The organism is Pseudomonas sp. A214, assembly GCF_900156295.1.
GTDB lineage: Bacteria > Pseudomonadota > Gammaproteobacteria > Pseudomonadales > Pseudomonadaceae > Aquipseudomonas > Aquipseudomonas rhizophila.
Map to the genome: position 1 here is coordinate 5,901,625 of NZ_LT707062.1, position 22,303 is coordinate 5,923,927.

Annotated in this window: 19 protein-coding genes and 4 tRNA genes; 8 read left to right on the forward strand and 15 right to left on the reverse strand. The window is 61.0% G+C overall.

Translation table 11 applies throughout. The features are described from left to right. Positions 1-22: 22 nt before the first annotated feature. Both BW979_RS26450 and BW979_RS26455 read right to left on the reverse strand, forming a co-directional pair. Positions 23-238 (reverse strand): hypothetical protein, encoded by a 216-nt coding sequence (locus BW979_RS26450; protein WP_076386357.1) that lies wholly within the window; start codon positions 236-238, stop codon positions 23-25. A gap of 63 nt (positions 239-301) precedes the next feature. Next, positions 302-988: an energy-coupling factor ABC transporter permease gene (locus BW979_RS26455; RefSeq protein WP_047229865.1), complete on the reverse strand. Its 687-nt coding sequence runs from the start codon at positions 986-988 to the stop codon at positions 302-304. A gap of 145 nt (positions 989-1,133) precedes the next feature. Between BW979_RS26455 and BW979_RS26460 the strand changes: the two genes are divergently transcribed. Genes BW979_RS26460 through BW979_RS26475 form a run of 4 tightly spaced genes read left to right on the forward strand, consistent with a single transcriptional unit; the run spans position 1,134 to position 3,869 of the window. Beyond that, complete coding sequence (locus BW979_RS26460) at positions 1,134-1,760, forward strand: DUF1780 domain-containing protein (protein WP_047229866.1); 627 nt, start codon at positions 1,134-1,136, stop codon at positions 1,758-1,760. Continuing rightward, positions 1,757-2,284: an MOSC domain-containing protein gene (locus BW979_RS26465; protein WP_076386359.1), complete on the forward strand. Its 528-nt coding sequence runs from the start codon at positions 1,757-1,759 to the stop codon at positions 2,282-2,284. Before BW979_RS26460 ends, BW979_RS26465 begins: the two co-directional genes overlap by 4 nt. Positions 2,285-2,336: 52 nt before the next feature. Next, complete coding sequence (locus BW979_RS26470; protein WP_076386361.1) at positions 2,337-2,510, forward strand: DUF3094 family protein; 174 nt, start codon at positions 2,337-2,339, stop codon at positions 2,508-2,510. A gap of 60 nt (positions 2,511-2,570) precedes the next feature. After that, positions 2,571-3,869 carry an NAD(P)/FAD-dependent oxidoreductase gene (locus BW979_RS26475; RefSeq protein WP_076386363.1) on the forward strand — a complete coding sequence of 433 codons (1,299 nt, stop codon included), beginning with the start codon at positions 2,571-2,573 and terminating at the stop codon, positions 3,867-3,869. A 157-nt stretch (positions 3,870-4,026) separates the two neighbouring features. On the opposite strand, the gene BW979_RS26480 is transcribed toward BW979_RS26475, so the two are convergent. The 8 genes from BW979_RS26480 to rluD form a co-directional block, all read right to left on the reverse strand. Beyond that, a complete protein-coding gene (locus tag BW979_RS26480; protein ID WP_076386365.1) occupies positions 4,027-5,652 on the reverse strand; it encodes a methyl-accepting chemotaxis protein in 1,626 nt (541 codons plus the stop codon). A 144-nt stretch (positions 5,653-5,796) separates the two neighbouring features. Next, positions 5,797-5,873, reverse strand: a tRNA-Pro gene (locus tag BW979_RS26485). 94 nt (positions 5,874-5,967) lie between these two features. Then, a tRNA-Lys gene (locus tag BW979_RS26490) sits at positions 5,968-6,043 on the reverse strand. Positions 6,044-6,048: 5 nt separating this feature from the next. Continuing rightward, positions 6,049-6,125: transfer RNA gene (locus tag BW979_RS26495), tRNA-Pro, on the reverse strand. Positions 6,126-6,132: 7 nt separating this feature from the next. Next, positions 6,133-6,208: transfer RNA gene (locus tag BW979_RS26500), tRNA-Asn, on the reverse strand. A gap of 316 nt (positions 6,209-6,524) precedes the next feature. After that, positions 6,525-9,089 (reverse strand): ATP-dependent chaperone ClpB, encoded by a 2,565-nt coding sequence (clpB, locus tag BW979_RS26505; protein WP_047229871.1) that lies wholly within the window; start codon positions 9,087-9,089, stop codon positions 6,525-6,527. Between the two features lie 130 nt (positions 9,090-9,219). Further along, positions 9,220-9,945, reverse strand: coding sequence for a peptidoglycan editing factor PgeF (gene pgeF, locus BW979_RS26510; protein WP_076386367.1), 726 nt, complete (start codon positions 9,943-9,945; stop codon positions 9,220-9,222). Beyond that, positions 9,942-10,904 carry a 23S rRNA pseudouridine(1911/1915/1917) synthase RluD gene (gene rluD, locus BW979_RS26515; RefSeq protein WP_047229873.1) on the reverse strand — a complete coding sequence of 321 codons (963 nt, stop codon included), beginning with the start codon at positions 10,902-10,904 and terminating at the stop codon, positions 9,942-9,944. Before rluD ends, pgeF begins: the two co-directional genes overlap by 4 nt. A gap of 151 nt (positions 10,905-11,055) precedes the next feature. Between rluD and BW979_RS26520 the strand changes: the two genes are divergently transcribed. The 4 genes from BW979_RS26520 to BW979_RS26535 all read left to right on the forward strand — a co-directional run bounded on the left by BW979_RS26520 (position 11,056) and on the right by BW979_RS26535 (position 15,354). Next, positions 11,056-12,072: an outer membrane protein assembly factor BamD gene (locus tag BW979_RS26520; protein WP_047229874.1), complete on the forward strand. Its 1,017-nt coding sequence runs from the start codon at positions 11,056-11,058 to the stop codon at positions 12,070-12,072. A gap of 123 nt (positions 12,073-12,195) precedes the next feature. Further along, complete coding sequence (locus BW979_RS26525) at positions 12,196-12,429, forward strand: PP0621 family protein (protein ID WP_047229875.1); 234 nt, start codon at positions 12,196-12,198, stop codon at positions 12,427-12,429. After that, complete coding sequence (locus BW979_RS26530; RefSeq protein ID WP_076386369.1) at positions 12,419-14,011, forward strand: two-component system sensor histidine kinase NtrB; 1,593 nt, start codon at positions 12,419-12,421, stop codon at positions 14,009-14,011. The genes BW979_RS26525 and BW979_RS26530 overlap by 11 nt, the downstream gene beginning before the upstream one ends. Then, entirely contained in the window at positions 14,008-15,354 is a 1,347-nt protein-coding gene (locus BW979_RS26535) for a sigma-54-dependent transcriptional regulator (protein ID WP_076386371.1), read from the forward strand. The genes BW979_RS26530 and BW979_RS26535 overlap by 4 nt, the downstream gene beginning before the upstream one ends. 50 nt (positions 15,355-15,404) lie before the next feature. Here BW979_RS26535 and BW979_RS26540 read toward each other — a convergent pair whose 3' ends face one another. From BW979_RS26540 to BW979_RS26560, 5 genes are all read right to left on the reverse strand, one after another. Next, on the reverse strand, positions 15,405-15,770 hold the full coding sequence (locus BW979_RS26540) for a DUF6124 family protein (protein ID WP_076386373.1): 366 nt from the start codon (positions 15,768-15,770) through the stop codon (positions 15,405-15,407). Positions 15,771-17,166: 1,396 nt separating this feature from the next. After that, positions 17,167-18,267 carry a glycine oxidase ThiO gene (gene thiO / locus BW979_RS26545; RefSeq protein WP_047230179.1) on the reverse strand — a complete coding sequence of 367 codons (1,101 nt, stop codon included), beginning with the start codon at positions 18,265-18,267 and terminating at the stop codon, positions 17,167-17,169. 55 nt (positions 18,268-18,322) lie between these two features. Continuing rightward, on the reverse strand, positions 18,323-18,724 hold the full coding sequence (locus BW979_RS26550) for a type IV pilin protein (protein WP_076386375.1): 402 nt from the start codon (positions 18,722-18,724) through the stop codon (positions 18,323-18,325). A gap of 10 nt (positions 18,725-18,734) precedes the next feature. Next, positions 18,735-21,836 (reverse strand): pilus assembly protein, encoded by a 3,102-nt coding sequence (locus tag BW979_RS26555; protein WP_076386377.1) that lies wholly within the window; start codon positions 21,834-21,836, stop codon positions 18,735-18,737. Beyond that, a complete protein-coding gene (locus BW979_RS26560; protein WP_076386379.1) occupies positions 21,823-22,302 on the reverse strand; it encodes a pilus assembly PilX family protein in 480 nt (159 codons plus the stop codon). The genes BW979_RS26555 and BW979_RS26560 overlap by 14 nt, the downstream gene beginning before the upstream one ends. Position 22,303: the final 1 nt, after the last annotated feature.

Below are 22,303 nucleotides of genomic sequence, written 5' to 3' on the forward strand. Positions count from 1 at the left end.
GTTTCCCCACCGCGTTGTCGCTTTAAGGCCGCATGAAACCGTAGTCCTGTTCATCGTCGAGATTCTCCGCCAGGAAACTCAGTTCATCGGCCAGGTCTTCAGCACTGCGCACCGCCTTGCTCTGCTGCACGATCGCACTGAGCAAGGCCCGCAGGCTAAGGCCCGGGTCGAAGCCGATTTCCACTGCCGCGTCCTGGCTGCGCCTGATCTCTTGTCTCGCCCACTCATAAACACTCATGGTTGTGCTCCTGGAATTTTTCCAGAGCATGAAGCGCACCCGGCTGCTCAGCCTTGATGTGAATCAAGGCTTGTCGTCATCCTTCCAGGGGGCCGACAGATAGCGCGTACGGTTAAAAGTCTCCAGCCATTCGGGGCTGAACACCACCAACGCACTGACCACCATGCCGTTGATAAACGCCTCGGGAAAGATGATCAGCCAGAGGTAGCCGATGAAATCTTCCAGCCAGTAAGGCATGGCGAACACCCCGTCGTACCACAGCAGGCCAAGCCCCACCAGCAGGCACAACAACGCCGAAAGCGCGGCGGCGAGAAATCCCGAACAGAAGATGTACACGAACAGATTGCGCGGTTGGGCGCGTTCCACCAGGATCGCGCAGCACTCGGTGACCAGCACCGGCAGCAAAATCAGCAACGCACCGTTGATACCCACCGCCGCCATGTCCTGGCGTCCCAGCAGCACCAGGGCAAGCTGGGCGCAAAGGCCGCCGAGAATCGCCAGCGGCCAGTCCAGCAGCAGTGTCACGGCGGTCATGCCGATGAAGTGATACGAGACGCCGGTATCGAAATCCCGTCGCACCAGCCACAACATGAACACGGCCAGGACCGTGCCGAACAGCAAGTGCTGGCGACGGCTGTCGGTGAACAGCTCCACCCATGGCGCCCGTGCTACGGCCCAGGCCAGCACCGGTACATAAATCAGCCAGCCGACCGTCAACGTCTGCGCAGACAGCAGTTCGGCACCGATCATGGCGCTACTCCTCTGGCTTGTCCTTGCATCAAAGACTCCATGATCACCTCAGGATTCAAGCCAGCAGTCTACACCCCACCCTTAACCGGCCATAAATCAATGCAACGCTTCCAGCTTGTCGCAATTGAACGCTAAGCTTGGGCTCATGGATGATTCCGATTATTTACGCCTGCTGACCATCGCGGCCGAGCAAGCCAACGCTTTTCTGTCCAATGCCCGCAAATGGGAGCGTGAGCGTTGGGTCTGCCAGCGTCTGCTGCAAGGGCTGAACGTGCCCTATCGCGCTGATGAGTTCGCCCCTGCGGGAGAGCCGCCGGACGTATTGTTTCGCGATGCCAACTTCGAGGTGTTTTTTGTCCTCGACGAAGGCCGTCGCCTCAATGACGAATGGCGCGACGAGCTGCAGCGCCGCCGTAGCGCTTTCTCCCTGAGCCAACTGGTGCGCCGCGAAGCCAAGCCCCGACGCATCCCGGCCAATGAATTCCTGCTGCGCCTGGCCCCGACCCTGCGCAAGAAAGCCCACAACTACACCGAACGCGGCATGGATCTGGGGGAGCTGGACATCATCGCCTTCGCCAGCCTCAAGCGTGAAGTGCTGGACCTCAACAGCCATTTCCCGCCGCCGACCGAATACCTGCGCCAGGGTTGGCGCTCGCTGTCGCTGGTGGGGCCGACGTTTGCCCGGGTGCTGTTCGCCCATCCCGATGCGCCGGATTTCCTGCGCAGCAATCTGGGGCGCAGCATCGTGTTCGATGTCGGGATCAGCCTGTGAGCCCACTGCAGGAACTGATTGCCGCCGTGCCCCAGCAAGGCCGCGTACGCTGGATAGGCGTGCGCCCCGAGGGCCATGCACCCATGATTGAGCTCGACGCCGTGGAGGCACGCCTGGAGGCCGGCCTGACGGGCGATCATGCCCGTCCCGGCGTGCGCAATGCCCGGCAAGTCACCTTGATTCAGTGGGAACACCTGGCCGTGATCGGTTCGCTGATGGGCCGCCCGGTGGATCAGCCGGTGTTGCCGCAAGAGCTGCGACGCAACCTGGTGGTCAGCGGTATCAATCTGTTCAGCCTCAAGGGCCGGCGCTTCCGCATCGGCCAGGCCATCTTCGAAACCACCGGCTGGTGCCAGCCGTGCGCGCGACTGGAGCGCAACCTCGGCGAAGGGACGTTCCAGGCCGTGCGCGGCCATGGCGGAATCACCGCCCGGGTGTTAAAAAGTGGAATCATTCGCCTGGACGACAGCTTGAGTGTCGAACCTGTTCCGGCGAGCGGCTACGCTGCTTTCAATGCCGGATAGCCAGACGCTGTAGCGTCTATACCTTTCGCAACGTCTACCTGCCGAGGCCTTTATGACCAGCCGCCTGAACCCGGAAGACCAGAAGCATGTCGAAGAGTACCTGCAACTGTCCCAGCACCGAGTCGAGCGCCGGCCTTTCCGGCCGTGGATGCTCCTGGTGGTGGTACTGGCCATCACCATCGGCCTGGGCCTGTTGAGCCGACTGATCAGTTACCTGACGCTATGAGCCGCTTGATGCTCGCGCGGGTAACGGCACCGATTTCCTTTAGCCTTGCGAGATATCCCCATGACTCATCGTATTGTCATCGTTGGCGGCGGCGCCGGCGGTCTGGAGTTGGCTACCCGTCTGGGTAAGACTCTGGGCAAGCGCGGCACGGCCAGTGTGATGCTGGTCGACGCGAACCTGACCCATATCTGGAAACCGCTGTTGCACGAAGTGGCTGCCGGTTCCCTGAACTCCTCCGAAGACGAACTCAACTACGTCGCCCAGGCAAAATGGAACCATTTCGGGTTCCAGCTGGGGCGCATGAGCGGTCTGGATCGCGAGCGCAAGAGCATCCAGCTGGCCGCCACCTATGACGAGGCGGGCCTGGAACTACTGCCGGCTCGTGAACTGGGTTACGACACTCTGGTGATCGCCGTCGGCAGCACCACCAATGACTTCGGCACCGAAGGCGCGGCGCAGCATTGCCTGTTCCTCGACACGCGCAAACAGGCCGAGCGTTTCCATCAGCAATTGCTCAACCATTATCTGCGCGCCCATGCCGGGCAAACCGACGTGGTCGAACGCATCAGCGTTGCCATCGTCGGCGCCGGTGCGACGGGGGTTGAACTGGCGGCCGAGCTGCACAACGCCGCCCATGAGCTGGCAGCCTATGGCCTGGACCGGATCAAACCGGAGAACATGCACATCACCCTGATCGAAGCCGGACCGCGAGTCCTGCCGGCCTTGCCGGAGCGCATCGGCGGCCCTGTGCACAAGACCCTGGAGAAACTTGGGGTCAATGTCATGACCAACGCCGCTATTGGCCAGGTGACAGCCGACAGCCTGATCACCGTCGATGGCAAGGTCATCGACGCGAGCCTGAAAGTCTGGGCCGCCGGGATTCGCGCCCCGGACTTCCTCAAGGAAATCGACGGTCTGGAGACCAACCGGATCAACCAGCTGCAGGTGCTGCCGACGCTGCAGACCACCCGTGACGAGAACATCTTCGCCTTCGGCGATTGCGCCGCCTGCCCGCAACCCGGCAGCGATCGCAACGTTCCGCCCCGTGCCCAGGCCGCGCATCAGCAAGCCTCGCTGCTGGCCAAATCCCTGAAGCTGCGGATCGAAGGCAAGGCCCTGCCGGAATACAAATACACCGACTACGGTTCATTGATTTCGCTGTCGCGCTTCTCAGCGGTGGGTAACTTGATGGGCAACCTGACCGGCAGTGTGATGCTCGAAGGCTGGCTGGCGCGGATGTTCTATGTCTCGCTGTACCGCATGCACCAGATGGCGCTGTACGGCATGTTCCGCACGGCCATGCTGATGCTGGGCAGCAAGATCGGGCGTGGGACCGAGCCTCGGCTGAAGCTGCATTGAGTCAGCAGTACTGACATCGAATGATCCACCGTCATCGCGAGCAAGCTCGCTCCCACAGTTGATCGCGGTCATCCTGTGGGAGCGAGCTTGCTCGCGATGGGGGCGGTACAGTCAATACTTGAGCTCGGGCAGGATCACTGTCCGAGCCATCCATCGATCAAACCTGAAACCGCTGCACCATGGTGCGCAATGAATTCGCCAGTTGCGACAACTCATGGCTGGACGCGCTGGTCTGGTCCGCACCGGTGGCCGAGCGCACCGACAGATCCCGAATGTTCACCAGGTTGCGATCCACCTCCCGAGCCACTTGCGCCTGTTCTTCAGCGGCGCTGGCGATCACCAGATTGCGTTCGTGGATCTCGTTGACCGACGCCGTGATGGTCTGTAGCGCCTCCCCTGCCCGCTCCGCCATTGCCAGAGTGCTGGCGGCGCGACTGGAGCTGGCCTGCATCGAATCCAGCGCCTGGGTGGCGCCGCTGCGCATGCCCTGGACCATCTGCTCGATTTCCTGGGTCGATTGCTGCGTGCGATAAGCCAGCGCCCGCACCTCATCGGCCACCACCGCAAACCCACGACCGCTTTCGCCAGCCCGGGCCGCCTCGATGGCCGCGTTGAGGGCCAGCAGGTTGGTCTGCTCGGCGATGGCCCGGATCACGTCCAGCACCTTGCCGATATCCTGCGATTGGTTGGCCAGGGACTGCACCAGGCCGCCAGTCACCTGCACATCACTGGCCAGGGCGCCGATGGCGTCGACCGTGTCGCTGACCCGCTGCTGCCCAAGGGACGCCGACTCACTGGACTGACGCGTGGCATCGGAGGTGGAAACCGCATTGCGCGCGACTTCCTCCACGGCGGTGGTCATCTCGGTGACGGCGGTGGCGGCCTGTTCAATTTCGTTATTCTGCTGTTGCAGGCTGTGGGTGCTATCGACCGTGACCGCGTTCAGCTCATCGGCGGCGGTCGCCAGTTGGGTAGCTGAGCCGCTGATGCCCTGCAAGGTTTCACGCAGGTTCTGCTGCATGGTCGCCAGCGCCTTGAGCAAGCGGCTGACTTCGTCGCTGCCGTGGGTCTTGATCGGTCGGGTCAGGTCGCCTCGGGCGACGTTTTCGGCGGCATTCAACGCCTCGCCCAAAGGCTTGACGATACTGCGAGTAAGCAGCATGGCCAGGGCCACCGTCGCCAAGGCGGCGAGCACAATGAACAGGCTGACGATCATCCGGGAATTGACGTAGTGTTCCTGGGATTTCTGGCTCTCGATGGAGACTTGTCTGGAGAACAGTTCCGCCAGATCGTTGAGCTGTTTGCCGGAACCGTCCACCACGGTCTTCATGTCCACCAGCAGCAGCTTGATCAACTCGTCCCGACGCCCCTGCTCTGCCAGGGCGAAGGATTGGGCGATGCCCGTGCGGTAAGCGGCAAAGGTTTGCTTGAACTGGTCATAAAGCGCCTTGCCTTCAGGCGTGATGACGAGCTTTTCGTAACTGGCGATTTTTTCGCTCAGTTCTTTGTCGCGGGTGTCCATTTGCCCACGGTACACCGGGATGTTCTTCGGGTCCTGGTCCAGGGCCATGCGCAGGGAAATGGTGCGGATGCGCAACATCAATTCACGGATCTCGTCACCGCCGCGAATACTGGGCAACCACTGGGTTTCTACCGCGACTTCACTGTCACGGATACTCGACATCTGTCCTAGCGCAAACACCCCGAGCAACGCCACCAGCACGGCGATCAAAGCGAAACCCAACGCGGCACGGGGGGCGATATTCAGTTGACGAAGAACCATGGGGAGCGCCTTTTTTATTTTGGCCTGAAGTGGGGCCATGCCCCTGTCGGTGGGTTATCGGCAGGTTGTACGATGACTTAAGGCAATCTGCTTTATCGCAGGCAAAAAAAATCCCCGTATCTTTCGATACGAGGATTTTTAATATGGTCGGGGTAAGGGGATTCGAACTCCTGACATCCTGCTCCCAAAGCAGGCGCGCTACCGGACTGCGCTATACCCCGGTAAAAAAAAGGCGACCTTCGCAAGTCGCCTTCCTCGATCAGCGCTTTTGGCCTCTGATCTTAAGATTCGATTCCAGCGAACTGGTTTCAAAAATGGTGGGTCGTGTGGGATTCGAACCTACGACCAATTGGTTAAAAGCCAACTGCTCTACCAACTGAGCTAACGACCCAAAAATGGTCGGGGTAAGGGGATTCGAACTCCTGACATCCTGCTCCCAAAGCAGGCGCGCTACCGGACTGCGCTATACCCCGATTGAAATGGCTCCGTGACCAGGACTCGAACCTGGGACCCAATGATTAACAGTCATTTGCTCTACCGACTGAGCTATCACGGAACTGATATTTCAAGTTACTGCTATTTGAAGCTACAACATTGAAGCCAGCTTCAACCTCTTCTACCCGTTCGCATCGCTGCGTTCGTGTGTCTGAGGCGCGCTATTCTACAATCTTAAAAACCTCTGTCAACCCCTTAAATTGCTTTCAAGACAATGATTTGCAACTTATTTCGGGTTGCTTCTCACAGAGAAGTGGCCCTTGGGGGTGACGTACTGCGGGGCGCACTTTACAAGCCTTTTCCTTTGAGTTCAACGGCCTGATGAAAAAAATGGCCTCGCAGTGCGAGGCCATTCCAATCACCCGATCCGCAGGCTTTCAGTTGAAGACGATTTCGTCGTTCTCCACCGTGCCGGTCACGGTTTCGCCCGGCATGAAGCGCCCGGACAGAATCAACTGTGCCAGCGGGTTTTCGATCCAGCGCTGGATGGCACGTTTGAGTGGCCGCGCGCCATAGACCGGGTCATAACCCACCGCGATCAGCTTATCCAGCGCCTCGTCACTCAATTGCAGCTTCAGCTCGCGCTCGGTCAGGCGGCTGCGCAGACGTCCCAGCTGGATCTCGGTGATGCCCGCGATCTGATCACGAGCCAGCGGCTCGAAGATCACCACTTCGTCCACCCGGTTGATGAACTCCGGTCGGAAGTGAGTGGAGATTGCATCCATCACCGCCGCGCGTTGCGCCTCGCGATCACCCACCAGCTCCTGGATCTGCGCCGAGCCCAGGTTGGAGGTCATCACGATCACGGTATTGCGGAAGTCCACCGTGCGTCCGTGGCTGTCGGTCAAACGACCATCCTCCAACACTTGCAGCAGGATGTTGAACACATCCGGGTGGGCCTTCTCGACTTCATCGAGCAGGATCACCGAGTACGGCTTGCGTCGCACAGCCTCGGTCAGGTAACCGCCCTCTTCGTAGCCGACATAGCCCGGTGGCGCACCGATCAGCCGCGCCACGGAATGTTTCTCCATGAACTCGGACATGTCGATGCGCACCATGGCCTCTTCGGTGTCGAAGAGAAACTCGGCCAGCGCCTTGCACAGCTCGGTTTTACCGACACCGGTCGGGCCGAGGAACATGAACGAGCCACTCGGACGGTTAGGGTCCGACAGCCCGGCTCGAGACCGGCGCACGGCGTTGGAAACCGCCACTACCGCTTCTTCCTGACCGATCACGCGCTGGTGCAGCAGGCTTTCCATCTTCAGCAGTTTGTCGCGCTCGCCTTCGAGCATTTTCGACACCGGAATGCCGGTCCACTTGGAAACCACTTCGGCAATTTCTTCTTCGGTGACCTTGCTGCGCAGCAACTGGTTTTCGCTCTTGCCGTGCTGGTCGACCATTTGCAGGCTGCGCTCCAGATCCGGGATCACCCCATATTGCAGCTCGGCCATGCGGTTGAGGTCGCCTTTACGACGGGCCGCTTCCAGTTCCTGGCGGGACTGTTCGATCTTTTGCTGGATCTGCGCCGAGCCCTGGACTTCAGCTTTCTCCGAATTCCAGATTTCCTCGAGATCGGAATACTCGCGCTCGTGGCGAACAATCTCTTCCTGCAACCTTTCCAGGCGCTTCTTCGCCGCTTCGTCGCTTTCTTTCTTCAAGGCCTGGGATTCGACCTTGAGTTGAATCAGGCGCCGCTCCAGACGATCCAGCACTTCCGGTTTGGAATCGATTTCCATGCGGATGCGGCTGGCGGCTTCGTCGATCAGGTCAATGGCCTTGTCCGGCAACTGACGGTCGGTGATGTAGCGATGGCTGAGCTTGGCCGCCGCAATGATCGCGCCATCGGTAATCGCCACCTTGTGGTGAACCTCATAGCGTTCTTTAAGGCCACGCAGGATGGCAATGGTGTCTTCTTCGCTGGGCTCTTCCACCAGCACTTTCTGGAAACGCCGCTCCAGCGCCGCGTCCTTCTCTATGTATTGGCGGTACTCGTTGAGCGTTGTCGCACCGACGCAATGCAGCTCGCCACGGGCCAGCGCAGGCTTGAGCATGTTGCCGGCGTCCATCGAGCCTTCGCCCTTGCCCGCACCGACCATGGTGTGCAACTCGTCGATGAACAGAATGATCTGCCCTTCCTGCTTGGACAATTCATTAAGCAAGGCTTTGAGCCGCTCTTCGAACTCGCCGCGGTACTTGGCACCGGCAATCAACGAACCCATGTCCAGGGACAACAGTCGCTTGCCCTTGAGGCCATCCGGCACTTCGCCATTGATGATGCGCTGGGCCAGGCCTTCGGCGATGGCGGTTTTACCCACGCCAGGCTCACCGATCAGCACCGGGTTATTCTTGGTGCGACGCTGCAGCACCTGAATTGTGCGGCGGATTTCGTCGTCACGGCCGATCACCGGGTCAAGCTTGCCTTCCTCGGCACGCTTGGTCAGGTCGACGGTGTATTTGTCCAGCGCCTGGCGGGACTCCTCGTGGTTGGCGTCGTTTACCGCTTCGCCGCCACGCAGGTTGTTGATGGCATTTTCCAGGGCCTTCTTGCTCACGCCCTGGCCGAGCAACAGCTTGCCCAGCTTGCTGTTCTCGTCCATGGCGGCAAGCAGCACCAGCTCACTGGAGATGAACTGATCGCCCTTCTGCTGGGCCAGGCGGTCGGCCTGGTTGAGCAGGCGCGCCAGATCCTGGGACATGTTCACGTCCCCTGTCGGATTCTGGATCTTGGGTAGCTGGTCGAGCTCTTTGGCCAGCTCTTTACGCAGGCTGCTCACGTCAAAGCCCACCTGCATCAGCAGTGGCTTGATGGAGCCGCCCTGCTGCTCGAGCATGGCTTGCATCAGATGCGCCGGCTCAATGCCGGGATGGTCCAGGCCGACAGCCAATGACTGGGCATCGGACAGGGCCAATTGCAACTTACTGGTTAAACGGTCAATACGCATGGGTCACCTTCCTTTTGAGCAGGCCGGACCTTAAAAACATCCTGAATGAAGAAACCTGCCAGATACCGCTATAGATGTGGACGATTCTGGAAGATTCAAGCAGTGCGCTATTGATACAGATCAGAGAAGTCTAGCGGTCGAGCCAGATCAGGGAGGCGAAGCGACCGGTACGCGAGTTGCGCCGATAGGAAAAGAAGCGTGGGTCGGTCACCGTGCACTGGCCGCCACCATAGACCGCCGTGACACCGCGCACCGCCAGCCGTTGGCGGGCCAGTGCATAAATATCGGCCAGGAACTTGCCGGCAGTGTCGCCAGGCACGAAGGCGTCTGCCGCCCTAGGCAGTTGCGCCATGAACGCTTCACGCACCTCTGGCCCCACTTCAAAGGCTTGCGGACCGATGGCCGGGCCGAGCCAGGCAAGGATTTCGTCGGCCGGGACCTGGAGACTGTCGAGAGTCGCTTCCAGTACGCCGTTGGCCAGCCCGCGCCAACCGGCATGGGCTGCCGCGACGCGGGTGCCGGCACGGTTGCAGAACAGCACCGGCAGGCAGTCCGCCGTCATCGCCGTGCAGGCGATACCCGGTGTGGCGGTCCAGCTGGCATCGGCGATGGCCACCTGAGCCGGATCAGCCTCGACCACGGTAATACCGTGGACCTGCTGCAACCAGGCCGGACGGATGGCAAATCGATCGGTGAGGCGGCGACGGTTCTCAGCGACGGCCGTGGGCTCATCGCCCACATGGTCGCCCAGGTTGAGGCTGTCGAACGGCGCCAGGCTGACGCCGCCGGTCCGGGTAGTGACGCAGGCCTTTACCCAGGCCGGCGCGGGCCAGTCGGGTATCAGCCAGTCATTCATCCGATGAACGCCTCGCGGTCCTGCTTGAGCAACGTCAGCAGCCAGACGAAGTCATCCGGCAGCGGCGATTCCCAGCTCATGCGCTTGCCGGTGGTCGGATGATCCAGCTCCAGGAAACGTGCATGCAGCGCCTGGCGCGGGAAGTTTTTCAACGACTCGACCATGGTGATGCTCGCGGCCGGCGGAATGCGGAAACGTCCGCCATAGGCCGGATCGCCCACCAACGGGAAGTTGATGTGGGCCATGTGCACGCGGATCTGGTGGGTACGACCGGTTTCCAGCTTGACTCGCACATGCGTATGGGAACGAAAACGCTCCAGCACGCGATAGTGGCTGACCGCCTGCTTGCCGCCTTCCATCACCGCCATGCGCTGGCGCTGCTGGCCGTGACGGCCGATGGGGGCGTTGATCTTGCCACCGGCGGTGACCACGCCGATCACGATGCATTCATAAATGCGGCTGACGCTGCGACTTTGCAGCTGTGTGACCAGTTGTGTCTGCGCCTGAATGGTCTTGGCCACCACCATCAGACCGGTGGTGTCCTTGTCCAGGCGGTGCACGATGCCAGCGCGGGGCACGTTGACGATGTCCGGCACGTGGTGCAACAAGGCGTTGAGCAGGGTGCCATCGGCATGACCGGCGGCCGGATGCACCACCAGGCCCGCAGGCTTGTTGATCACCAGGATGTCGTCGTCTTCATAGACGATGTCCAGGGCAATGTCCTGGGCGACCCATTCTCCCTGGGCCTCCTGCTCGGCAGTCAGTTCGAGGATGGCGCCGCCATGGACGATGTCGCGCGGGCGGATCACCGCCCCATCCACAGTCAGGCGGCCGTCCTTGATCCAGGCGGAAAGGCGCGAGCGCGAGTGCTCGGCGAAGAGTTGTGCGGCGACTTGATCGAGGCGTTGGCCGCCCAATTCGGACGGCACCTCTGCGCGAAGTTCTATTTTATCGGACATGCTCGGACTAGGCGTCGGCACAGCCTTTGGTTTCGGCTGCGCGCTTGTGGTTAAATACGGCGTCTTTTGCCCCGAGGCTTCTCAACGGGGCGCTCATCATAACAGGACGGCCCCGCCCAAGACAGCGGCCGTCATAGGGACGCAAGCCGCCATGCAAGTGAAACACCTGCTGCTGATCGCCATCCTCGCATTGACTGCTGCTTGCTCGTCGAAGGAAGTCGTAGACGAAAACCTGAGCGAAGTCGAACTGTACCAACAGGCGCAGACCGACCTGGACAACAACAGCTATACCAGCGCCACGGCCAAGCTCAAGGCCCTGGAGTCGCGGTATCCGTTTGGTCGCTATGCCGATCAGGCCCAGCTGGAGCTGATCTACGCCAACTACAAGAACGCCGAGCCGGAAGCTGCGAAATCCGCCGCCGAGCGCTTCATTCGTCTGCATCCGCAGCACCCGAACGTCGATTACGCTTACTACCTCAAGGGCCTGACCTCCTTCGACCAGGACGTCGGCCTGCTGGCGCGCTTCCTGCCGCTGGACATGACCAAGCGGGACCCGGGCGCCGCGCGCGACTCCTACAACGAGTTCGCCCAGCTGACCAGCCGTTTCCCCAACAGCCGTTATTCGCCGGACGCCAAGCAGCGCATGATCTACCTGCGCAACCTGCTGGCCGCCTACGAAATCCACGTGGCTGACTACTACCTGACCCGTCAGGCCTACGTCGCTGCCGCCAACCGTGGCCGCTACGTGGTGGAAAACTTCCAGGAAACCCCCTCGGTGGGCGACGGCCTGGCAGTGATGACCGAAGCCTACCAGCGCCTGCACCTGGACGACCTGGCCGCCACCAGCCTGGAAACCCTCAAGCTCAACTACCCGGATCACCCGTCCCTGGAGGATGGTCAGTTCACTCCACGAGTTGACGAGGCCGACAACCGTTCGTGGCTGAGCAAGGCGACCCTGGGCCTGATCGAATCCCGTCCACCTCTGCCGCCGGGCGAAACCCGCGCCAACCAGGACGTTCAGCGCCAGTTCCAGGATGCCAAGGAAGCCATTCCAAACGAGCTCAAGCCCAAGGACGAAAATGGCGACGTGCTCGAAGAAGAAGAGCCTGAGAGCGAATCCAGCGATCGCTCCTGGTTCAGCTACATGACCTTCGGCCTGTTCGACTGAGGCCAGGTGTCAGCAAAAGGGAGGCCCGCGGGTCTCCCTTTTTTGTGCCTGGATTTTATAGCGCTGTGCGCCGTTCCTGTCCTTGGCTAAACTGCCTGATCATTAGCCAAAAAGCCGCCCATCATGCTTCGTTTACTGTTCTGGATCGCCCTGATTGCCGCCGCGATATGGTTGTGGCGCAAGTTCAAGGGGACCTCTGCCGCGCCGAACTCCCCTCGGGAACAGGACGCACCACCCATGGTCCGTTGCGCCCATTGCGGCGTGCACCTGCCGCGAGATCGGGCACTGGCCCTCGAACAACAGTGGTATTGCAGCCAGGCTCACCTCGAGCAAGGCCCGGGCACTCGTGACCGCTGAGCAAGCCTCAAGCCCTCGCGTCAAACAGGCGCAGCGCCTGCTGCGTCTCTATCACCTGTACCGTCTAAGCATCGGCATCACCCTGGTGCTGCTGATCTCCAGCAACATGGACAACCGCTTGCTGGAGTTCGCCAACGACGATTTGCTGCGCAGCGGCAGCTGGTTGTACCTGGTGCTGAATATCCTGCTGGTGGTGTTTCTTGAAAATACCCGCCGCCCAGCCCGGCTGTTCGGCCTGGCTCTGACCGACGTGCTGTTGTTGTCGTGGCTGTTCTACGCTGCCGGCGGCGCCCCCAGCGCCATCGGCAACCTGCTCATCGTCTCGGTGGCCATCGGCAATACGTTGTTGCGAGGCCGAATCGGCCTATTGATTGCCGCTGTCGCCACGCTGGGCATCGTCGGATCGAGCTTCTTCCTTGACCTCAGCGATTCGAGCCGTCCCAGCAGTTATCTGCAGGCCGGTACCCTGGGGGCCTTGTGTTTTGCCGCCGCGCTGCTGGTGCAAGGCCTGACCCGACGCCTGGAAGCCAGTGAAATCCTCGCCGAACAACGGGCCAGCGAAGTAGTCGGTCTGGAAGCGCTCAACGCACTGATCCTGCAACGCATGCGCACCGGCATCCTGGTGCTCGATCGCCAGCGCCGGGTGCAATTGGCTAACGAAAGCGCATTGAACCTGTTGGGCATGCACGACCTGGTCGGCCAGCGGCTCGACGACTGCTCCGGCGCCCTGGTGGAGCGGCTACAGCTGTGGTTGAACAACCCCAGCCTGCGTCCGCAAAGCCTGACCATTAACGGCACCGGCCTGACCTTGCAACCGAGTTTCATTGCCCTGGGGCATCACGATCAGCATCAGATCCTGGTCTTCCTCGAAGACCTGGCCCAAGTGGCCCAGCACGCCCAGCAGTTGAAACTCGCCTCCCTGGGGCGCCTCACCGCCGGTATCGCCCATGAAATCCGCAACCCGTTGGGGGCGATCAGCCATGCGGCGCAATTGCTGCGCGAGTCCGAGGAACTGAACGACGCAGATCGGCGTCTGACGCAGATCATCCAGGATCACTCCCAACGAATGAACCGCGTCATTGAAAACGTCCTGCAACTGTCCCGCCGCCAGCAGACCACGCCGCAGCGCCTGGATCTGCGGATCTGGCTCGACCAGTTCGTCCGACAAGCCCGGGAAAACGCGGCTGGGCATCAGCACTTGCACCTGAGCATCAACCCGGGTGACTACCTCACGCTGATGGACCCCGATCAGTTGACCCAGGTGCTCGACAACCTCCTGCGCAACGCCTGGCGTCACAGCGCGATGGCCCATGAAGAGGCTGAGGTCTGGCTGAAGCTGTTCATCGATCCCCACAGCCAGCTGTCCACGCTGGACATTATCGACAACGGCCCCGGCGTGACACCGGACCAGCAAGCGCATTTGTTCGAACCTTTCTTCACCACCAGCAGCCAGGGCACCGGCCTTGGGCTCTATCTGTCCCGTGAGCTGTGCGAAAGCAACCAGGCCCGCCTAGACTTCAAACCACGCCAAGGCGGCGGCTGCTTTCGCATCACTTTTGCTCACGGACGGAAACAGATTTGACTACGCGCTCACGGCAACGAATCCTGATCGTCGATGACGAACCGGACATCCGCGAACTCCTGGACATTACCCTGGGCCGGATGAAACTCGACACCCGCAGCGCCGAGAACCTTGCCCAGGCCCGGGCCCTGCTGGCTGAAGACACCTTTGACCTGTGCCTGACCGACATGCGCCTGCCCGACGGCACTGGCCTGGAGCTGGTGCAACATATCCAGCAACGCTACCCGCAATTGCCCGTGGCAATGATCACCGCCTACGGGAGCCTGGAAACCGCCATCGACGCCCTCAAGGCCGGCGCCTTCGACTTCCTGACCAAACCGGTCGACCTGGGTCGGCTGCGTGAGCTGGTAACCAGCGCATTACGCCTGCCGTCGGTCGCCATCCCGGCGGCGTCCATCGAGCGCTGTCTGCTGGGCGATTCCCCGCCGATGCACAACGTCCGCAAACAGATCGAAAAACTCGCTCGCAGTCAGGCGCCGGTCTACATCAGCGGGGAATCGGGTTGCGGCAAGGAACTGGTCGCCCGGTTGATCCATGAGCAAGGCCCGCGTTCCGCCCAGCGTTTTGTGCCGGTCAACTGTGGGGCGATTCCCACGGAGCTGATGGAAAGCGAGTTTTTCGGCCATCGAAAAGGCAGCTTCAGCGGCGCCATCGAAGACAAACCGGGACTGTTCCAGGCCGCTCACGGCGGGACCTTGTTCCTTGACGAAGTGGCCGACCTGCCCCTGGCGATGCAAGTCAAATTGCTGCGGGCCATCCAGGAAAAAGCCGTGCGGGCCGTTGGTGGCCAGCAGGAAGAAGTGGTGGATGTACGAATTCTTTGCGCCACCCACAAGGACCTGGACGCCGAAGTCACCGCCGGGCGCTTTCGCCAGGACCTGTACTATCGACTCAACGTCATCGAACTGCGCGTCCCGCCGCTGCGCGAACGCCGCGAAGACATCGAATCGCTCGCCAATCATACCCTCCAGCGCCTGGCCGCCAACACCGGCAGCCCCGCGGTCAAGCTCCATCCCCAAGCTCTGGACGCCCTTCGAAACTACCGCTTCCCGGGCAATGTTCGGGAACTGGAAAACATGCTCGAACGCGCCTACACCCTTTGCGAGCACCAGTTGATCGAAGCCCACGACCTGCGCCTGGCCGAGGGCATCAGCACCACCGACGCAGGCAGCCCCGACCTGATGCGGGTCGATAACCTGGAAGACTATCTGGAGGACGTCGAACGCAAACTCATCCTCCAGGCTTTGGAGGAAACCCGCTGGAACCGCACGGCGGCGGCCCAACGGTTGAAGTTGTCGTTTCGGTCGATGCGGTATCGGTTGAAGAAGTTGGGGTTGGATTGAGGCGCGGTCCTGATGCTCCTACTTACCCCGTGTTTGCCTTGGCAGCTCTTCTAGCCTTCCGCCACCGGCACCCGCTCATCCAGCACACGGTTGGCCAACAACTCGCTCAGCTCAATCAACTGTTGCACTCCCAATGCGACATGCCGTCGCGAGCCTTCGAGTTCGAAGGCCAGGTCGCTGACGGTTGCGTTGGCTGAGGCCAGGGTTTCGCTGAGGTTGGCGAGCAGGCATTCGGTGTCGATGCCATCCACCACGGCGAACAGTTGGGTTGAGGTTGGTTTCTTTTTGGTTTCGGGCTTTGGGCCGAGGTAATAGTCGAGGGCGCGCTGGGCGGCTTCATCGAGTTTTTGAGAATCGAGCCCGCCATGGGCTGACGAGGGATCGGTTTCGGGGGGATTGGGTGTGACTTTGATCATCGTGCATCTCCAAGTTTTGGAGCTGCCACCGATCGCCGCGACGCGATTGGAGGTGGTAGCTGTACGCAGGTTCGCGGACCGAACTTGGAGCCTCCGGCATACCCGAAGGTATCCCACGCACAGCCAACCATGACAGAACGACAAATACCGAAGCCCTGTCGTCGTCTGGAATTATGCACCAAGTTAGCGGGCCGCGACGCCCGGTCGCTGAATTGGCAGCGACGGAAAAAGGTTAGCCAGAGTTCTTCCCACCCGGCAACCGCCAGAACTCGTCGGAAAATTCGGCTTGAATTAGGGGCTTTGTCCGACCATTCCCACAAATTCTGGTTGGCTGTGAAGGCGCTATTGTGAGTGTGTATATCCATTTCTGCGGTAACGGCTACTTAGGGTTCCGCCCTTACGGCGGCTCACTTTTGAACAGCGCAAAAGTAAGCAAAACGCTTCTGCCCCACCACTCGGCACCTCGCTTAGGCTCGGTGTGCCCTCACTCCGGCATTGCTCCGTGGGCCCGCCGCGAAGGGCCATCCATGGCCCAGCGCGGCTATCCCGGCATCCATGCCGGGATGCCCACTCCACAATGCCTGCGTTCGGCCAGCGTGGTTAACGGGGCGCCGAGATCAACGTCCTCCGCGAGGCGGCCTGACAGCCGGCCTGGTTTTGGGCGAACGCGTTTCTCCTGTGGGAGCGAGCCTGCTCGCGATAGCGACACCTCGGTTGCATCGAGGGTGGATGGGCTGACATCGCGAGCAGGCTCGCTCCCACACTGGGATAGGGCTACGCCCGCAAGAGACAGGCCGGCTGTCAGGCCGCCTCGCGAGCAGGCTTTGCTCCCACAGGTCCGGCTCAACATGTCTGATGGGTGTACACCCGCAAAAAACAGGCCGACTGTCAGGCCGCCTCGCGAGCAAGCTTTGCTCCCACAGGTCCGATGGGTGTACACCCGCAAAAAACAGGCCGGCTGTCAGGCCGCCTCGCTTTTGATTTTGATCTGGGGCGCCCCGTTAACCACGCTGGCCGAACGCAGGTATTGTGGAGTGGGCACCTCGGCATGGATGCCGAGGTAGCCGCGCTGGGCCATGGATGGCCCTTCGCGGCGGGCCCACGGAGCAATGCCGGAGTGAGGGCATGCCGAGCCTAGGCGAGGCACCGAGTGGTGGGGCAAGAGCGTTTTGGTTACTTTTGCGCTCTTCAAAAGTGACCCGCCGTAAGGGCGGAACCATAAGTAGCCGTTACCGCAGAAACGGATATATACCCAACCAACAAAACCCTGGCCGGCTGTCAGGCCGCCATCGCGAGCAGGCTCGCTCCCACAGTTGGATCCGGGTACAACCGTGAGAGACAGGCCGGCTGTCAGGCCGCCTCGTCACCAAGCTCACCCCCAAGCCAAAGCCGAACCTTACAACCGCCCCGCCGGCGCATAAGGCGCAGGATCAATCACCGGCTCACGCCCCAACATCACATCAACAAACAACCGACACGACGCCGGAGCCAACACCAACCCATTGCGATAATGCCCACAGTTCAACCACAACCCCGAAAACCCCGGCACCTCACCAATATAGGGAATGCCCTCCGGCGATCCAGGCCGCAACCCGGCCCAATGCCCGACCACCTCGGCGTCCGCCAGCGCAGGAATCAGCTGCTGCGCCGACGCCTTCAGGCTATCGAGCGCAACATCGGTCGGGGTCTTGTCGAAGCCTTCGCGCTCCAGCGTACTGCCCACCAGAATATGCCCGTCGCGACGCGGAATCGCATAACGGCCCTTGGCCAGGACCATGCTCGATAGAAAATCCGACGCACATTTGTACAGAATCATCTGGCCCTTGACCGGCTCGACCGGCAACTTCAGCCCCAGAGTCTTGAGCAGTTCACCGCTCCAGGCGCCCGCCGCCAGGACCACCTGATCGCCAAGGATCGGCCCCTCGGAGCTGTTAACCCCCACAATACGCCCACCGTCGCGGATGAACCCGCCGACCTCGCATTGCTCATGCAGCGTGACATTGGGTAGCGCCAGCAACGCAGCCTTGAGGGACTTCACCAACCGGGGATTGCGCACATTGGCCACATCGGCCATGTGGATCGCCCGGGAGAAACCCGCGCCCAGTACTGGCACCGCGTCATGGACAGCCGAGATTTCCACAGCCCGCAACGGGCGCCCTTCCCGCTCGGCCCAGGCCAGTGCTTCGGCCTGATCGTCCAGGTCCAGCCAATACAGACCGGTGACATGCACCTGCGGATCAACCCCCGTGGCCGCGAACAGACGCTGGGCCAGCTGTGGATAAAAGTCCTGCGACCAGTGGGCCAGTGCGGTGACCGCCGGGCTGTAGCGCCAGGGGTACAGCGGCGAAACAATACCGCCGCCGGCCCAGGACGATTCCTGGCCGACACTGGAGCGGTCCAGCAGCACCACGCGCTGCCCTTCGGACGCGAGATTGAACGCCGTCAGCAGGCCAATGACTCCGCCGCCGACAATCACCACTTGCTGTTGCCTGGTCATGTTCTATTTCAACTCACAAGACAAAGGGCGCAGGACAGCGCCCGAAAAAATAAACTCAGCGACCCCAGCAATCCTTGGCAGTCAGCCCGGCAGCAGCGTTGATGATGCTTCGCGCGCCCGTGTTGTTGATGGTGAAATCACCGCACTTGTCGGTGGCCATGGACGAGGCGCTGTTGCGCACGGCAGTCAGGGTGAAACTCTGATCCATGAGCGTCTGGGTAATGGTGTAGAAATCATTACCGCTGCTCAGCCCGGTCGCGTTGGTGTAGACATTGTTCTTGGAGTAATGGCGCTCAAGAATCTGCGCCTGCTCCGATAGCAGCCCGGCGATTTCGGCCCTTCGGCCCTTTTTCATGTATTCGGTCAGGCTCGGATAGCCGACGGTGATCACGATACCGATGATGGCGATCACGATCATGATTTCGATCAAGGTGAAACCCCGGTTGGATCTGCGCATACCTTATCTCTCATTGTATTTGCCGCCACATGATGCGGCGGCTGCCGCCGACGGATTTCCCCAGCAGGTCGGTGATACCGCCACCGGAGTCGTTCACGATCATGTTGGTGGCCCCGTTGGCACTGACGACAGCGCTCAAGGTCGGGATCCCGCCCGTGAAAATCACTCCGCTGGAGACCGTGTCGAGGCTGTTGAGCATGCCGTCACCGTTGGTGTCGAGCACCGCGTAGTTGAGCATCTTACCGTTGAACGCATCCACCTCGATCAGTTTGCCAGTACCAAAGCTGGCGCAGGGATCGGTGGTGTCCACCGCGGCCGTGGTGAAAACCACGCGCCCGAGCACCAGACTGGCCGGGTTGATCACCCGTTCCCCAGTCAATGCGTTGTTGTACACCAAGGGCAGATACCAGCCATTTTTTGCAGGATACGTCACGTCGGTCTGGCTGGTCGTCACGAATTGCCCAGTGCTGCCTGAGAACACCCCGGTGATCGACTGGGCTTGCAGGCTCGAAACCGGGATTTGTCCGGTACCGCCGACGGCGTCCCAGATCGAATAGAACCCCTGCAGATCCTTATTGAGCTTGTCCACCGCTTCGTTGAATTTGCCCGTGCCGAAAAAAACCTGGGTCCCGCCTTGAGGGTTTTCCGCCAGCAACGGCTGGACGGTGATGGGCTGGGTTGCACCACCGGGCGCGGTGAACAACGGCTGCCCGGCAAACGCAACGCCCCAGGCGGTGGGGGAAGTGCCGCTGAGGTCGAATTTCCACATCCGCCCTTTCAAATCGCCACCGTACGCGGCCTGCACCACGTTCTGGGAATTGACCCGAAGCTTGACCGACGACAGGCCGTTACCCGTCTCGCTGTTATTGACCGTGATTTTCCTGATCAGCGAGCCATCACGGATATCCACCACATACAGCGCCGCTACGCCGGTGTTGCTGCCATAGCCATTGGCGATGAACGCGGCCCAGCGACCATCGGCCAGGCGCGCGACTTCGGGACGCGCATAGGCGTAGCCCAGGTCATTGAAGGCGTTGGCCGTATTGGCGACGGTCGGTGCGCTGATTTCCCACAACGCCCGGAGCGCATTGCCTGCCGCTGCGTCGAACAATTGCACCGCATAGAACGCTTTGCCCCCGGCTCCGGTCCCGCCCAGGGCAACGGTCTTCCAGGCATTGCCCAATTGCGCATCGAATACGCCGATCTGCCCATCCACCAGGAACTTGTGACTCACGCCGTTGATGTAATTGGTGTCAGCGATGTCCCGCAACGAGGGCAGGACGCTCGAGGGCATATAAGCGTAACGCCGCGTGCCGTTTGCGCTGTTGATGACGCTGAAGAAACCATCGTTGGCATTCACCACGAGATTGGCGTTCATGTTCGCCGCCTTGGTTGCCAGGTAAGTGCTGTAGCTGGTGTCGTTCAGCAGGTCCGAGGCGGTCTGGTCGTTCGGCGAGGCCAGGAGCAGTGGCGAGTTGATAATGTCCCCCAGCAACGCGCTGCGCACCTTCAACCCGGTTTTATTGACACCTTTGCTCCATTCCACCAGATCGCTGCCGGTGATCCCCGTGGGCAGGCCCTGGCTGAGGCTGGTTTGCTGGGCCGGTGAAAAGTTGCCGTAGGCCAAGGTTACCGGCGTGTTGGTCGCGGTGTTCCAGGACTGATAGGTCGGTGCCGTGGCACCCGGCACGATGCTGGTGTTGGTGGTCCATTGCACGGCCGCCGTATCGACCGTCCCCGCCGAGGTAAAACCGAATGCGCGGATGGTGCCTCGCCAGTCCTTGGGGTCATAGGTGGTCTGGTAATAGCTGGAGGTGGTGGACAACGTTGCACCGTTGGTGGTGCCGCCGCCCCCCGATCCGGCCTTGGAGGTGATGTCACTCAAGGCCGATGACAAGGCCGAGTTCAGGCCTTCGCTGTCGGACGCTGGATAATATTTACCCGCGCCGTAGCGAGCGGCGTCGGACAGCATCGTATTGGTGACGGCAAAACCCACGGTGTAGGTATTGAGGTACTGCCGGGGAAAATCCGTGGCATTCCAGCTCTGGCCAGTGACGTCGGTGCCGGTGGAACGCATGTCGATGTCGAAAGCGAACTTGGCGATATCGTCCAGATAAAGCGTATCGCCCTCAGCGTCACCGTTGCGGTCAGCACCATCGTTGGTACTGATGCCATCCCAGTTCGGCAGACGGGATCCGCCTAACGGATCGTTGGTGGGAAAGGTACGGTCGTAGGTGGGCAAGCCGTCGGTGATCACCACACCGAAATTCTTCTGGCACCGGTACTGGATCGGGCTGGTGTAGGTGCTGGGGCTATTGTTGTGGTACGGCGCCATGCCCCTGAAATAACGGGTGACCTCGTAATAGCTCTCGGCCAATGGCGTATTGGCGACCGCGCCCAGACCGTTGATGGCGTTGATCAGGGCACTGTAGTTGGCGTTGGCCTGGGTCTGGGTCACGCTGCCGCTGACGGGTGACAGATCGCTGATGACACGGGCGATGTAGCCCCCCGGGCCGGAGTTGCTGAAGTTGGGAGGATTGAAGGTGGCAAGCCCGATGCGCAAGGCACGGTTGTTGGCGACCAAGTCGTTGGAGACATCCCGTGCCACGTTGATTCGATAATCCCTGGGGATTGAGCCATTGGTGTAGTCCCGGTTCGAGCCGTTGGCCAGGGTTACCAGATACGCCAGGTACTTGGCGGTGTAGCGTGTATCGCCCCCACCCACCGGGTCTGGCAGCCGCAGACAGATCCGACCAAGGCCGGGCCGGTAGAAACCGTACCAGCCAGACGAGCAACCGCCCCGCAACAGGCTCATTAACAGAATGTTCGAGTCATCCAGATCCAGTTCATACCTATCGTTGCAATTGCTACTGGCGCTGCATGCATAAGTGCGCGTTTGCGTCACCGTCGGATCAAACCCCGACGCCCAAATGATGTTGTTCATACTCCCCGAGTCATCGATCAGCAGCATCACGTTGGGCGTGACTGCGGCGGCACTCAGCAACGGCGAATCCGAAGGCGTGAAAGCATAGGCCGGTGCAGCCAGGTACAGGCTGAGCAGCACACCCCACAACGCCTGCTTCCAATCGCGACGCACCTTAATATTTCGCATAGATGCTCTCCACGACGCTGCGCTGGTTATTTCCCACCACGGCCACCGCCGTGATCCGGTACAGCGTCGCCGACGTATTGATCGGCACGTTGACCGCCGTCAGCGTGGTGCCCAGATTCTGCACGCCATAGAACCCGCCAGGGACGGCGATCCAGGTCACCCCCGACGATGAATTGCGCCCGGCCGTCGTGAGGGTTGCCGATTCAGCCGGCGGCGCACACTGGGTCGCGGTGGTACACACCGGCAGGGAGTAGGCCTCGGCCTGTACCGCGCTTTCACCAACCCGCAGCGCTGCCTCGGCCAACTGGAAGGACTGGTTGCGTAGCATGACGCTACTGGTCATTTTTTCCTGAAGGGTGGCGCTCTGCATCGACGACAGGCCGATCAGCGTCAGGAGCAGCAGGAAAACCAGGCTGACCAGCAATGCCATACCGCGCTGGCGATGCTTGATGGGCGTTGAATTCATC